Raw genomic sequence first — 12,209 nt, 5'->3', positions numbered from 1 at the left:
TTCTCCTATCGCCCCGTGTCGCTGCCCTTGCCGGCGAGCACGCGGTCGAGCCCGTAGAAGCGGTCGAGCAGAATGAGGGCGGTCATCGTGATCGCGATCACGCAGGCCGAGACCGACGTCACCAGCGGATCGATGTTGTCCTGGATGTAAAGGAACATGCGCACCGGCAACGTCTCGGTTCCGGGCGCGGCGAGGAAGACGGTCATGGTGAGATCGTCGAAGGACTGAATGAAGGCGAGCGCCCAGCCGCTGATGACGCCGGGCAGGATCAGCGGCAACGTCACACGACGAAACAGTGTCCAGCCGTTGGCGCCGAGCGAGACCGCAGCCATCTCGACCGTGCGGTCCATGCCGGTCGCCGCCGCCAGCGTCAGCCGCAGCGCGAAGGGAAATACGATGATGACATGGGCGATGATCAGCGCCGCGAAGCTGCCGCCGAGACCGGCCGAGGTGAAGAAGCGCAGAAAGGCGATGCCGAGCACGACATGCGGAATCATCAACGGCGACAGGAACAGCGCCGCCAGCGCATCGCGGCCACGGAAGCGGTAGCGCGCAATCGCCAGCGCCGCCGGCACCGCGAACAGCAGCGCCACCAGGGACGACAGCGCGCCGAGCCCGAGGCTGACCCAGAAGGCGTGAATGAACTCGGGATAGTTCAAGATCGTTCTGAACCAGCGCAGCGAGAAGCCGTTGGTCGGCAGCGACAGAAACCCCTCGGGCGTGAAGGCGACGAGGCAGACCACCAGGATCGGCGCCACCATGACGACGACGAAGATGGTGTGGAAGATCAGTGCCAGCGGGCCGTTCCGTCTCATCGGAACACCTCCGCATAGCGGCGCTCGATCAGCGCGTTGCTGCCGACGACGATCAAGACCAAAGCCACCAGCAGCAGCGTCGCGACCGCCGCCCCGAGCGGCCAGTTCAACGTGTTGAGGAATTCGTCATAGGCGAGCGTTGCCGCGACCTTGAGCCGGCGGCCGCCGATGATCGCGGGTGTCGCAAAGGCGCTGGCCGAGAGCGAGAACACGATGATGGAGCCCGACAGCACGCCCGGCATGATCTGCGGCATGATGATGCGGCGGATGATGGTGGCGGGGCCGGCGCCGAGCGACATCGCCGCATTCTCGATCTGCGGATCGAGCCGCTGCAGCGCCGCCCACACCGACAGCACCATGAACGGCATCATCACATGCGCGAGCGCGACCACCATGCCCGTCTCGGTAAACATGAAGGGAATGGGGGAACGCATCACCCCGAGCGACATCAGAAGCTTGTTGACGAGGCCGTTGTTGCCGCCGAACAGCAGTGCCCAGCCGAGCGTGCGCGCCACCACGGAGATCAGGAGCGGCCCGAGAATGATCAGCAGGAAGAAGCTCTTCCAGCGGCCGCTCATGCGATTGAGGATGTAGGCCTCGGGGGCGCCGAGCAGCGCCGTGAGCAGCGTGGTCAGGATCGCGATGCGAAAGGTCCGCCAGAACATTTCAGCGTAATAGGGATCGGTCGCGATCTCATGCCAGTTCTTGAGGATGAAGACCGGCTCGATGCCCTTGTACTGCCCCCAATCGTGAAACGACAGCATCACGGTCATCGCCAGCGGAATCAGCAGCACGCCGACGAACAGCATCAGGGCCGGCGCCGTCAACGCCCAGGGGGCACGTGCGTCGCGTTCCTCGGCGGCCATGCTCATGAGCCGGCCCTCGCACGCACGCTCATGTCCTCGGGTCGCCAGGTCAGGCGAACGGCCTCGCCTTCGGCCGGCTGCGCCTTGCCGTCATTCTGACGGATCACGATCGCCGGGCCGCACTCGCTCTCGCACTGAAACAGCCAGTGATTGCCCTGGAAGATGCGCGTGACGATTTTTGCGCTGAGGCCGGCATCGCCAAAACCGATGCGCTCGGGGCGGATGCTGACGGTCACCGGGCCATTGAGGCCGGCGGGCGCGGGCACGCTCCAGGAGCCCACCACCAGCTGCGCCGGCGTCAAAGTCCGGTCGATCGCTCCGGCAAAATCATTGGTCTTGCCGAGGAACTGCGAGACGAAGGCCGAGGCCGGCTTCTCATAAGTCTGCTGCGGCGTGCCGATCTGCTCGATGCGGCCCTGGCTCATCACCACGATGCGGTCGGACAGCGACATCGCCTCGTTCTGGTCGTGCGTGACCAGGATCGTGGTGGTGCCGACGGTGCGCTGGATCTGGCGCAGCTCGATCTGCATCTCCTCACGCAGCTTGGCGTCCAGATTGGACAAGGGCTCGTCGAGCAGCAGCACGCTCGGCTTGATCACCAGCGCGCGCGCCAGCGCCACGCGTTGCTGCTGGCCGCCGGACATGCGGCGCGGATGGCGGTCCTCGTAACCGGCGAGCCCCACCATCGCGAGCGCGGCACGCACGCGCTCGGCCCGCTCGTTGCGCGGCACATTGCGCATTTCCAGGCCGAAGGCGACGTTCTCCGCCGCGGTCATGTGCGGAAACAGCGCGTAGCTCTGGAACACGATGCCGAGGCCACGCTTGGCCGGATGGATCGCGGTCAGGTCCTTGCCCGCCAGGCGGATCGCGCCGCGCGTGGGATCGAGGAAGCCCGCGATCATCTGCAACGTCGTGGTCTTGCCACAGCCGGACGGGCCGAGGAAGGAGATGAACTCCCCCTTCCCCACCGACAGACTGAAGTCGTCGACCACAGTCTGCGCGCCGAACTGTTTTGCGACCCGATCGAGCTCGAGATAGGCCATCACGCTGTCTCCGCAAACGATCAGCGTTCGACCTCGCGATTCCAGCGCTTGGTCCACTCCTCGCGCTTCTCGTTGATGACGGTCCAGTCCGGATTGTAGAGTTTTGCCGCGCGCTCGCCGATCGGGGCCATCTTGCCGAGCTCGGGCGGGATCACCAGCGATTTCAGCACCGGGCCGTAGCCATAATCCTTCAGCATCACGAGCTGGATTTTTGGATCGAGCAACATCTTGACGAAGCTCGCCGCCAGCGGCGAGGCGTTCGGCTTGTTGATCGGGCATGCCGTCGTCAACAGCGTCGCGGCGCCTTCCTTGGGATAGACGAAGTCGACGGGGAAGCCGGTATTGGCGAAGCTCTGCACGCGGCCGGTGCCCCACACCGCGATCACCGCCTGACCGGACTGGAACAGCTCGGTCATCTTGCCCGGCGACGGCTCATAGGCGAGCACGTTCGGATTGATCGCTTCCTTGAAGATCTTGAAGCCGGAATCGACATTGGTCTCGCCGCCGCCGTTCATCTTCGACAGCATCACCAGCGCTTCGAGACCATAGGTGTTGTTGATCGGCGGGATCACGAGCTGCTTGGCGTATTTGGTGTCCTTCAGATCATTCCACGATGTCGGCGGCGCCCAGCCTTTCTCCTTGAACACCTTGGTGTTGTACATCAGGCCGGTCGCGACGATGCCGATCGCCACCGCGCGGTCGTCCTTGAAGCGGGCGGTGTCGTAGAGATCGGCGGGCAGGCCGTCGAGCTTGCCGCAAAAGCCGAGCTGGATCGCCTGGTACATCGGGCCGTCATCGACGATGGCGACGTCGATCTGCTGATTGCCCTTCTGCGCCTGGAGTTTCGCCAGCGTGTCGGTGGAATTGCCGGCGACGTACTCGACCTTGACGCCGTTCTCCTTCTCGAAGGCCGGGATCACCTCGTCGCGGATGGTCTTCTCGAACGAGCCGCCATAGCCAGCGACATAGAGCGTCTTTTGCTGGGCCGAGGCGGCTGACGGGACGGCGATGAGCGCTGCGATGCTGACCGCGGTCAGAAGGCGAAAAGTCTTCATGTGGACTGATCTCCATACCGGAATGAGGTGAGGTGCCGACAAATCTCCGGCTGAGGCGCCTTCCGCATTTCCTTCCGCGCTCATCCTCTCCGACCAGGGCTCCGGCCCCTGTTCGGCGGGTTTTGACGCGATTTGGAGGTTTGAACCCCTCCAATCTGCCGAAAAAGCGGGCTGGCTCCAGCTCTGATGAAAAAGATCGCAACCTATACTTCCATCGTCCAATGAATAATGGCACCTTCTGCATGCCGAAATGTTATGAGTGGAATTCGAGATGGCGCGGATCAATTCGCGGCAGGTGGAGGCCTTCCGCGCGACGATGCTCACCGGCAGCGTCACCGAGGCGGCGAAGCTGATGGTGGTGACGCAGCCCGCGGTCAGCCGCTTGCTGCGCGACTTCCAGGCGCTGCTGAAGATGGAGCTGTTCGAGCGGCGCGGCACCGGCCTCGTGCCGACCGCCGCGGCAATGGCGCTTTATACTGAAGTGGAGCGCTCCTTCGTCGGCCTCGAACGGATCACCGCGGCCGCCGAAGAAATCCGCGGCCGCCGCACCGGCTCGCTGCGCATCGCCGCACTGCCGGCGCTGGCGAACGGCTATCTGCCGCGGCTGGCGGGACACTTCTTGAAAGAGCGGCCCAACCTCAACCTCGCCTTCTTCGGCGTGATCTCACCGATCGTGGTCGACTGGGTGTTGAACAACCAGTGCGACATCGGCTTTGCCGAGGTGCCGATCGCCCATTCCGGCCTGCCGAGCCTGCGGCTGCCGGCGCCCGCGCGCGTCGCGGTGCTGCCGACAGGTCACCGCCTCGCGGAAAAGGAGGTGTTGGAGCCACGCGATTTCGAGGGCGAGACCTTCATCTCGCTGTCGGCGGGATCATCGAGCCGGCATCTCGTCGACCAGGTGTTCAATCGTCATGAGGTCCGCCGCGTGCTCCGGGTCGAGACCACGTTGTCGGAGATCATGTGCGGCATGGTGTCGTCGGGGCTTGGCGTCGCCATCTGCGATCCCTTCACCGCGAGGGAATTCGCCACCCGCGGCGTCGTCGCGCGTCCTTTCCTGCCGCGTATCGACTTCGAATTCTCCGCCGTCTTCCCGGCGCAGCGCAGCCCGTCGCCGGTGGCGCTGGATCTTGTCGAGACGATGCGCAAGGCGCTCGCCGAACTCGAGCACGAGTCCACACGGGATTTTGCGCCCGGTTGACTTGGACGCCGTGCGGGTCCTGCTGTATCCTCCCTACTTCCGCAGGTAGCACATGGCACGCATCACCATCATCGAGACCGGGCTCGTTCCTCAAAAGCATCGCGAGCGTCACGGCTCGTTTCCGCACATGTTCGAACGCATGTTCCGCGCCGAGGATCCGGCGGTCAGCGTGGATATCATCAGCATCCCGAATGGCGATGCACTTCCCGATCCGCGCAGGCTCAAGGCCGTGCTGATCACTGGGGCTGCGGCCGGCGTCTATGACGGGCTCGACTGGATCGCGCCGCTGGAAGATTTCGTGCGCGCCGCTTACGCCAACAAGACGCCGATGGTCGGCGTCTGCTTCGGCCATCAGCTGATCGCACAGGCGCTCGGCGGCACCGTGCGCAAGTCGGACAGCGGCTGGGGCATCGGCCGGCACGTCTATCAGGTGCTGCCGCAGAACGGCGTGATCGACGCCGAAGCGGTCGCCATTGCCTGCTCGCATCAGGACCAGGTGATCGACCCGCCGAGCGACGCGCTGACGATCCTCTCGTCCGAGTTCACCCCGCATGCCGGCCTGCTCTACGCCAACGGCACCACCCTGACCGTGCAGCCGCATCCGGAATTCGACGTGGAATTCGCGCAAGTGTGCTGCGACCTGCGCGACGGCAAGGCGCCGGATGACGTCGTCGCAACGGCAAGGGCGTCGCTGGCGGAGCCGATGGACAACGCGAAGCTCGGTGGGGCGATTACGCGGTTTTTGGCAAGCCGCGCGGCAACCTAGCCCCAGCGCTTGCTCTCTCGCCTTGTCAGAGAGAAGGCTCAGGGGCAAAATGTCGGTAGACACTTTAGGCTGGGTGGCAATGAGCCCAATTCGTCGCACGATAAGCCTGACGTTTGCACTCTCCCTAACGATTGTAGGGCTGGTGGCTTTGATATATCTCCTATTCTTCGCACTTCGGTGGAAGGGTTGGATGCTAATGGCCGCTGGTTTCGTGACGGCGTTAGGTAGCATGTGGCTTTGGGAGGACCTGCCGAAAGCAAGAGCCAAGAGCAATGAGGGCGGCTAGATAATCAGAACGGCTCGCTTCCCAGCCCCGCCACATCCGCCGGCCGCGGCCCTGGCGCGGCCCAATGAAAACGGCGATCCTTCTCCGCGATCGCGATGTCGTTGATCGAGGCCTCGCGCCGCTTCATCAGGCCGTGCTCGTCGAACTCCCACTGCTCGTTGCCGTAGGAGCGATACCACTGGCCGCCGGCATCGTGCCATTCGTACTGGAAGCGCACCGCGATGCGGTTCTCGTCGAAGGCCCAGAGGTCCTTGATCAGGCGGTAGTCGTGCTCCTTCTCCCATTTGCGGGTGAGGAAGGCGACGATGGCTTCGCGCCCTTGAAAAACTTCCGAACGATTGCGCCAGCGGCTGTCCTCGGTATAGGCAAGCGAGACGCGCACCGGATCGCGCGAATTCCAGGCATCCTCGGCCATGCGCGCCTTTTGCGCGGCGGTCTCTCGGGTGAAAGGTGGAAGCGGCGGGCGCGACATCATGAGCCTCATCGATGGGTTGGGGCCGCAATCTATCGCTGCGCAAGCCGGAGTCGAGTGCCGATCCCCTATCGGTCGATCACGAAATCAGATCGGCCTTCATCAGCGTCCGGATCGATTTCGGGATCGGCTGGGCGCGGCCGCCGCTGATGAAGGCGACGCGCACCTCGGCTTTCACCAGCACGTCCTCACCCCGCTTCACCTCCTGCGCCAGCATGATGGAGGCGCCCTTCACCGCGATCGGCCAGGTCACGACGTCGAGCACGTCGTCCATCCGCGCGGGCTTGAGGAAATCCAGATGCATCGAGCGCACCACGAAGGCGAAGCCGGCGCCGTCGATCTCGGGCTGCTCGAACAGCGCCTGCTGCTCGGCACCCATCAGCCTGAGATGATTGGTCCGTCCGCGCTCCATGTAGCGCAGATAATTGGCGTGATAGACGATGCCGGAAAACTCTGGGTTGCCGAAATCGCAACACAGCGCCTTGATTTCATTGGGGCGTTGGAGGGCTATAGCGTAAATAAGCGTAGATTTCTACGTCCCTTCCAGCGCGAACCGCAGCACCTTCGGGATTCCCGTCAATGGCGCCGAAGCCGTGCTCGCCGTGCCATGGTCATCCTCGCGTTCGTAGTAGCCACGCGCCAGTTCTTCGGACAGTTTTTCCAGCGCGGCCAATTCTGGTTTGACCAATTCTCCAACCGTTTTTCACGATCTGCGTGAACTTGCTGCAAGGCAACGGCGGTCTGCACTGAGGAGAGCCTGAGCTGCTTCAGAACAGGTTGGACGCTAAGCCAAGCAACGAAAATCGCGCCAAACATTGCGATCAATGTCTGATAGCGGGAAAACCACCATTCGAGACAACCAGATTGAGCATCTTTGAGTTGCTCGCAACCACCGTTAAAGGTGGCGCCATAGGCAAACCCCAACACAAGGGCCAGGATGGCAGCGGCTGCGACAAGGGCGAGTGTATTTCGATTGTCAGCCATTCGGGGCGCCAATCGTCATGCGATCACGATGGCGCGCGTCATTTCTTCCTTCTCCTGCTTTGATTATCAGAAGATCGGAAAGAAACTGCGCTGCTGTTTCAAGCGCAGGATGTCGCTGGTCGTGATCGTGTTGGCTTTGCGGCGCTCCCCGCCCCCTTGTTCGGTGATAACCTCCAGGTCGGGGTTCTCGATGATCGCTAAATTGATGTCGAGCATGTGAGCCGGGGTCGCGTTGTAGATGCTGGCGTAAAACTCCCCGACCGGAATTGCATCGCCGTAATTTGTGATGAGCCGTGGAATATCATCGTGAAGCTGCTTTTTCGCTTCGGCCCTTCCCGCCGCATCGAACACATAGAGCATACTGTCGGCTTCACTTGGGTCGTAGGACAGCATGTGCAAACCGGATCGGCCAAAATGTGCCTGGGCGCTACTGTTTTGATGCAGGATATTGTTATATTCCTGACGTGCGCGAACCGAATTTGCGAAGTGGATAAGCCAATAGTGCCAGCCGTCCGGATTGTGGATGGAAAACGGACTAACGTAGTTCGCGCATCCCGAAACGACTCAAACACGATGCGTTCCGCTGCGCCGAGCCAGGCGTCCTTGGTCATCAAGCCATCGAGCTGCGATAGATCATCTGGACTGACGCCAAACGGCGCAAGCTGCTTGGCCAGCGCGGCACGATCCGTCTGATGCAAGAACGTCAGCAGCGTCTGGATGCCGAATGTGTAGAAGATTTCAACCGACGTGAACGACGCAACGATGTCGCCGATCGTGTTGATTTCAACGTTGCCTGTTCCGCATTGATCCAGGTTGAAGAGGACGTTGTGATAACTGCCGCGCTCCAGCATTTGCTTCACCTCGGGATAGAGTTCGTCGAACTTCTCACTTCGATACTCGACGCGAAGGTGGAGCTTCGGCACGTTCTCCTTGATTTCGGCGATGAGCGAAGCGGCATTCGTTTTCAGCAGATCGGCGGTCTCTTTGTCGAAGTCATTCAGGATGAGCAGGCATGCCACGTGCCTCCGCCGGCAAGTCTGCGGCTTCTCGTATTTTAGTCTCCACTAGCTTGAACGCCTCGAACACGGCAGCGTCGTAACGGCCTATCTTGAATATCTCCGCTGATGCGTCTCGCACATCGGGATGTAACAGAAACTCCGGAAGAAGCCGCTCGATTTGAAGTCTCTCCAGATCAGTCGCCGGCTCGAACTCAACGCCCGTTCTGCTCAAAACGTACCATACCGCGTGAGGCTGGCTCAGGTCAGGCACCGCGAGGAGCATCTGCTGGGCCCACATCATTCCTTCAGAAACCCTCTGCATCAGCCACGGCGGCGAACCTTGATGGCCGAAGAAGTGGTTGATTTCGGATTGAAAGTTGTCCGGTGAGAACCGCCGACCATTTACCTGCATATGAAGTACTATTGCGACACCGACCTGCTCAGGCGTCGCTCTCTCCAACTGCTCGATCGAATTGAAGGACTGGTTGAAAGGCTTCGGCACTTCCAGCGCTCTTATTCAGTAACAGCCCACTTCCGACCAAACCGCTCTAATGCACTAACTATCAAACCGCCCCAAACGAACCCCCCGTTATTCAAGGAATGGCGACCGCTCGCGGCGTGGACGCGGAAGCATCCTCAACCGGGGCAACTATCGGAGCTTCATCATCTGCAGCTTTCGGTGCAGCCTTTTTCCGCGTCGCAGCCCGCTGCAAACGCTTGATGTTCTGGAGAGCCGCTTTCGCTTCATCACTATCAACCAAGTCGCGTTTGATGACCTCCTCGCGCAACAACGTCTTCAGGTAGTCGACCTCCACCTTCACGCCGGAGCTCATCCGACGAATCTCGCGGCGCAAAATCTCCAGGATGAAGTCAGTCTGCAGAACGGCCGCGACTGTGAACTTGTTCGTGACCTGCTTGTGCAGCAGGAACTCGGCCATTCTGCTCTTTGAGAAGCCCTCGCGGCTCAGATTTCCGAAGCATTCAAGAGCTTCAGGGCTCTTGGCGCTTTCCTCGATAGCGTCAAACTCACAAACGAGGATTTTCTCAATCGGCTGGCCGAAATGCACCTTGTAGATTCGCCAGTGGGCGCCGTTCGTGAGCACTACCCACTCAATACCCACGTTGGCAGCGTAATCGATGGCTTGCTTGACATGGGCATCCTTGAGATCGATCCCAATGGCCTTGACCTCGATAATGAACCGGATGTCGTCGTCAACTTTCACAGCAAGATCAACATAGGTGCCGCGGATCGCATATTGGCTAGTGACATGTAGATACTTGTCATAGCCGCAGATGTCGGAAAGCATATCGTTGACGACGGTGACCGTGTCGGCTTCACTAACATCGCGCTTCAGCAGCCCTGCTAATACGCTTTGGTATCTCTTGAGTTGAGTGATGATCCGCGTCGCGACTTTGGTTGAGAGTTTCGCCATGATTCGCCCCAGAAATATGGGCGTGAGCATCATGCAACCTTTCGGCGAGCACAAGCCCCCATTTAGTCAAAGTTTGGCTGCCTCTCGGGATCTCGTCCTGAGCTTGCTGCTTTGTCTGTCCAAGTGAGCCGGATGTGTACCTTAGCTGCCGATTGAGCCGACCTTTCCACAATACGATCTGCAGTAGCTCGCGCGCGTTCCGAGCCACTAGGAATCCATAATTTACGAGGTACTTACGAACCCGCTTTGATGGCGGCATGCCTCGCCCGAAACGCCACACGCCAATACACGCAGACGGCCGCCCGATGAAGATTACCTTCGGCCAGATGCGCGCGATGGGCGTTGGCGGCGTGCTGGTCTATTGCCATTGCGGCCATCACGTTGCTCTGGACGCGGATTGCTGGGTCGATGAGGTGCGGCTGTCTGATATCGAGCCACAGTTCGTCTGTCAGGGCTGCGGAAGCCGCGGCGCTGACGTTCGGCCTGACTTCGATCGGGGGAATCCAAAGCTTGCAATCATAGGGGCGAAAGACGCCACCCACTGAGGCGTCCGCTTACCGCCGACGACCTTCGTCTCGTGTGAGTGCTGCTAGTCTATCCAGCTGGCTGGCCAAGCCGGCGAAGCTCTTTGCAATGTTCTTGAGAAGGGACACTCGGGCGGCTGAAATACCTGGAGTTCTAGAAAGTGCCTTGTAATGTTCTGCTGCTTCTTGGCAGGCTGCGGCGGTAATCATCTCGGGCTCCGTTGCCAAAAATAACCATAGGTGAGAATCGCTGTCATACTACCGTAGATGCCTGCGCGCCCAAATCACAGTAGCGGCAACGCTTCGCGCGGCCCTCCTAAGCGTACGGCGGCACGTTCACGAGGGTCCCTATCAAGCGCAGTAGGGCCTGATGCTCGGGTCCTTTCGGCTCGCTTCGCAAGAAGTCGCCAGCTCAATGTGTGACAACCGTCCGCCAGAGGGAGCGTTCGGCTGATGAATGATGAAAGCATGGCCATTGGCCGGCTCACGTCCCAGAAACCAGGCATCGCCGTTGGTACTGCGATAGAGCTCACGCCGTTCGGTCATCTGACGCTCCTTGTCGGGCCAACTTTTTGTCGAGATGTGAACGGCCATTGTGGCAAACTGCCATTAGTTCGTCAGCTCTTGCACCTCGCCAGGTTTCAATCGGAGCTCCCGTAGCGTTTCCAGTTGCTTCGAACCGAGATGGCCAGTTGCCAGCCTAGCTGTCCACCCAGCCTTGCTGTCCACCCCTCCGGAACTGCCGACAGCACCAGCGTAAGGGCTTGCTCGGGCTTTGCTGCAGCGACCAGAGTTGGGTCTTGGGCCGGGGGCCAAAGTCGTCCGCCACCATTTCCACGATGGTAAGACTGCTTCCGAACGACTCAGCCATTGTTAGTTTCTAATCGTCCCAGAGCAGCACGCCGTACTTACATTCATAGACCCGTATGAAGCGAGATGCCTATCCCATAACTTTTCTACCAGACTGAGAGGCCCGCAGCACCTTGGGCAGCGGAACAAGGTCGGGCTCGCGGTTTGGGCCACTGGCATGGACACGTCTCTTTGTTGGACTTTCCTGAGAGACGCAAAACGCGAACGAACGTTCCTACATCAAGGTAACAGCTACACTCTTCAACTCGATCAAAGCCCGGAATGCGGGCGCCTCCTGATAGGAACCCACGTCCTCCCTGGTGTTTGATCTGCATGCGCTTCAGGCGCCAGGCTATCTGTTGTAGCCGGGGCGGCCCCAGCCCTGGGTCCTTCCCCTTGGCCTGGGGCCGTTCTTTGTTGCAAGCCCAGAGTGAAGCCGCTCGTCCTAGTTTTCTCAAACTGTAAGCGCCGCCTCGGTGCTCGTCGCCAAGGCTGCGCTTCGGAACGTTCAGGATGGCGCGCACTTGGGAAGCAATGACCTCCACTATCATTCTCATTCCCGCCATGCTCAAGTCGCTACGACTGGCGCGCGTCTACGGCTTTCTCGTCGAGCGCAGAGACGGCGTATACCACCCAGGCGGCAGCCACCCGGCATGTTCGCTGGGTTTGGCGCAGAAGATGGTTGAAGGTGGCTGGCTGGTGAAGCACGGGCAGCGCTACGAGCCCACGGAACAGGGTCTGAAGGCCGCAGAATGATTTAATAGGTCGCACAGGCAGACTGAGGCGTTTGGGACATTCGGGCACGCAGGCGCTTTTTATTCACATTTGTTGTGGCCGGAACCGGAAGTGCCGGGAAACTTCGGCAAACCGGGGCTGGCGTTCATATTGCACCTACCTCTTTCACCCGGTCGTTTTGACAC

General features: G+C 60.7%; 16 protein-coding genes. 4 read left to right on the top strand and 12 right to left on the bottom strand.

The annotated features are described in order from the left end of the window. Positions 1-5: 5 nt before the first annotated feature. The 4 genes from IVA79_RS10695 to IVA79_RS10680 are packed head-to-tail and all read right to left on the bottom strand — an operon-like array spanning position 6 to position 3,779. Positions 6-815 carry an ABC transporter permease gene (locus IVA79_RS10695; RefSeq protein WP_247552625.1) on the bottom strand — a complete coding sequence of 270 codons (810 nt, stop codon included), beginning with the start codon at positions 813-815 and terminating at the stop codon, positions 6-8. Further along, positions 812-1,687: an ABC transporter permease gene (locus tag IVA79_RS10690; RefSeq protein ID WP_247552623.1), complete on the bottom strand. Its 876-nt coding sequence runs from the start codon at positions 1,685-1,687 to the stop codon at positions 812-814. Before IVA79_RS10690 ends, IVA79_RS10695 begins: the two co-directional genes overlap by 4 nt. Further along, the gene (locus IVA79_RS10685) at positions 1,684-2,724 is read right to left on the bottom strand and encodes an ABC transporter ATP-binding protein (RefSeq protein ID WP_247552621.1); all 1,041 of its coding nucleotides are present in this window, start codon (positions 2,722-2,724) and stop codon (positions 1,684-1,686) included. The genes IVA79_RS10690 and IVA79_RS10685 overlap by 4 nt, the downstream gene beginning before the upstream one ends. A 20-nt stretch (positions 2,725-2,744) precedes the next feature. Then, entirely contained in the window at positions 2,745-3,779 is a 1,035-nt protein-coding gene (locus IVA79_RS10680; protein ID WP_247552618.1) for an ABC transporter substrate-binding protein, read from the bottom strand. Between the two features lie 271 nt (positions 3,780-4,050). Here IVA79_RS10680 and IVA79_RS10675 point away from each other — a divergent pair, with 271 nt between their 5' ends. Both IVA79_RS10675 and IVA79_RS10670 read left to right on the top strand, forming a co-directional pair. Further along, the gene (locus IVA79_RS10675; protein ID WP_247552616.1) at positions 4,051-4,977 is read left to right on the top strand and encodes a LysR substrate-binding domain-containing protein; all 927 of its coding nucleotides are present in this window, start codon (positions 4,051-4,053) and stop codon (positions 4,975-4,977) included. A 52-nt stretch (positions 4,978-5,029) separates the two neighbouring features. Continuing rightward, complete coding sequence (locus IVA79_RS10670; protein ID WP_247552614.1) at positions 5,030-5,743, top strand: type 1 glutamine amidotransferase; 714 nt, start codon at positions 5,030-5,032, stop codon at positions 5,741-5,743. Between the two features lie 290 nt (positions 5,744-6,033). Here the strand turns inward: IVA79_RS10670 and IVA79_RS10665 are convergent, their stop codons facing one another. From IVA79_RS10665 to IVA79_RS10650, 4 genes are all read right to left on the bottom strand, one after another. Next, on the bottom strand, positions 6,034-6,501 hold the full coding sequence (locus IVA79_RS10665; protein WP_247552998.1) for a nuclear transport factor 2 family protein: 468 nt from the start codon (positions 6,499-6,501) through the stop codon (positions 6,034-6,036). A gap of 79 nt (positions 6,502-6,580) precedes the next feature. Continuing rightward, positions 6,581-7,012 (bottom strand): YbgC/FadM family acyl-CoA thioesterase, encoded by a 432-nt coding sequence (locus IVA79_RS10660; RefSeq protein WP_247552996.1) that lies wholly within the window; start codon positions 7,010-7,012, stop codon positions 6,581-6,583. 65 nt (positions 7,013-7,077) lie between these two features. Next, positions 7,078-7,485: a hypothetical protein gene (locus IVA79_RS10655; RefSeq protein WP_247552612.1), complete on the bottom strand. Its 408-nt coding sequence runs from the start codon at positions 7,483-7,485 to the stop codon at positions 7,078-7,080. 66 nt (positions 7,486-7,551) lie between these two features. After that, on the bottom strand, positions 7,552-7,878 hold the full coding sequence (locus IVA79_RS10650; protein WP_247552610.1) for a hypothetical protein: 327 nt from the start codon (positions 7,876-7,878) through the stop codon (positions 7,552-7,554). Between the two features lie 299 nt (positions 7,879-8,177). On the opposite strand from IVA79_RS10650, the gene IVA79_RS10645 reads away from it, so the two are divergent. Further along, positions 8,178-8,543, top strand: a complete 366-nt coding sequence (locus IVA79_RS10645) for a hypothetical protein (protein WP_247552608.1) — start codon at positions 8,178-8,180, stop codon at positions 8,541-8,543. Here IVA79_RS10645 and IVA79_RS36935 read toward each other — a convergent pair. From IVA79_RS36935 to IVA79_RS10625, 4 genes are all read right to left on the bottom strand, one after another. Then, positions 8,479-8,985: a TIGR02391 family protein gene (locus tag IVA79_RS36935; protein ID WP_247552605.1), complete on the bottom strand. Its 507-nt coding sequence runs from the start codon at positions 8,983-8,985 to the stop codon at positions 8,479-8,481. The genes IVA79_RS10645 and IVA79_RS36935 overlap by 65 nt on opposite strands. Before the next feature lie 91 nt (positions 8,986-9,076). After that, positions 9,077-9,949 carry a type I restriction enzyme HsdR N-terminal domain-containing protein gene (locus IVA79_RS10635; protein ID WP_247552603.1) on the bottom strand — a complete coding sequence of 291 codons (873 nt, stop codon included), beginning with the start codon at positions 9,947-9,949 and terminating at the stop codon, positions 9,077-9,079. Between the two features lie 200 nt (positions 9,950-10,149). Continuing rightward, positions 10,150-10,458: a hypothetical protein gene (locus tag IVA79_RS36930; protein WP_346658169.1), complete on the bottom strand. Its 309-nt coding sequence runs from the start codon at positions 10,456-10,458 to the stop codon at positions 10,150-10,152. Between the two features lie 333 nt (positions 10,459-10,791). Beyond that, a complete protein-coding gene (locus IVA79_RS10625; RefSeq protein WP_247552599.1) occupies positions 10,792-10,986 on the bottom strand; it encodes a hypothetical protein in 195 nt (64 codons plus the stop codon). An 837-nt stretch (positions 10,987-11,823) separates the two neighbouring features. Here IVA79_RS10625 and IVA79_RS10620 point away from each other — a divergent pair. Further along, positions 11,824-12,045: a hypothetical protein gene (locus IVA79_RS10620; protein ID WP_247552597.1), complete on the top strand. Its 222-nt coding sequence runs from the start codon at positions 11,824-11,826 to the stop codon at positions 12,043-12,045. The last annotated feature ends 164 nt before the right edge of the window (positions 12,046-12,209 follow it).

The organism is Bradyrhizobium sp. 138 (assembly GCF_023074075.1).
Taxonomy (GTDB): domain Bacteria; phylum Pseudomonadota; class Alphaproteobacteria; order Rhizobiales; family Xanthobacteraceae; genus Bradyrhizobium.
This window is presented reverse-complemented; position numbering and strand designations above follow the sequence as displayed.

What these genes read in the sequence shown, in the direction of transcription:
- IVA79_RS10695 (WP_247552625.1), bottom strand. Translation starts at nt 815, where the DNA reads ATGAGACGGAACGGCCCGCTGGCACTGATCTTCCACACCATCTTCGTC.
- IVA79_RS10690 (WP_247552623.1), bottom strand. Translation starts at nt 1,687, where the DNA reads ATGAGCATGGCCGCCGAGGAACGCGACGCACGTGCCCCCTGGGCGTTG.
- IVA79_RS10620 (WP_247552597.1), top strand. Translation starts at nt 11,824, where the DNA reads ATGACCTCCACTATCATTCTCATTCCCGCCATGCTCAAGTCGCTACGA.
- IVA79_RS10680 (WP_247552618.1), bottom strand. Translation starts at nt 3,779, where the DNA reads ATGAAGACTTTTCGCCTTCTGACCGCGGTCAGCATCGCAGCGCTCATC.
- IVA79_RS10670 (WP_247552614.1), top strand. Translation starts at nt 5,030, where the DNA reads ATGGCACGCATCACCATCATCGAGACCGGGCTCGTTCCTCAAAAGCAT.
- IVA79_RS10675 (WP_247552616.1), top strand. Translation starts at nt 4,051, where the DNA reads ATGGCGCGGATCAATTCGCGGCAGGTGGAGGCCTTCCGCGCGACGATG.
- IVA79_RS10635 (WP_247552603.1), bottom strand. Translation starts at nt 9,949, where the DNA reads ATGATGCTCACGCCCATATTTCTGGGGCGAATCATGGCGAAACTCTCA.
- IVA79_RS10650 (WP_247552610.1), bottom strand. Translation starts at nt 7,878, where the DNA reads ATGCTGTCCTACGACCCAAGTGAAGCCGACAGTATGCTCTATGTGTTC.
- IVA79_RS10685 (WP_247552621.1), bottom strand. Translation starts at nt 2,724, where the DNA reads ATGGCCTATCTCGAGCTCGATCGGGTCGCAAAACAGTTCGGCGCGCAG.
- IVA79_RS10645 (WP_247552608.1), top strand. Translation starts at nt 8,178, where the DNA reads ATGCAAGAACGTCAGCAGCGTCTGGATGCCGAATGTGTAGAAGATTTC.
- IVA79_RS10625 (WP_247552599.1), bottom strand. Translation starts at nt 10,986, where the DNA reads ATGACCGAACGGCGTGAGCTCTATCGCAGTACCAACGGCGATGCCTGG.
- IVA79_RS10665 (WP_247552998.1), bottom strand. Translation starts at nt 6,501, where the DNA reads ATGTCGCGCCCGCCGCTTCCACCTTTCACCCGAGAGACCGCCGCGCAA.
- IVA79_RS10655 (WP_247552612.1), bottom strand. Translation starts at nt 7,485, where the DNA reads ATGGCTGACAATCGAAATACACTCGCCCTTGTCGCAGCCGCTGCCATC.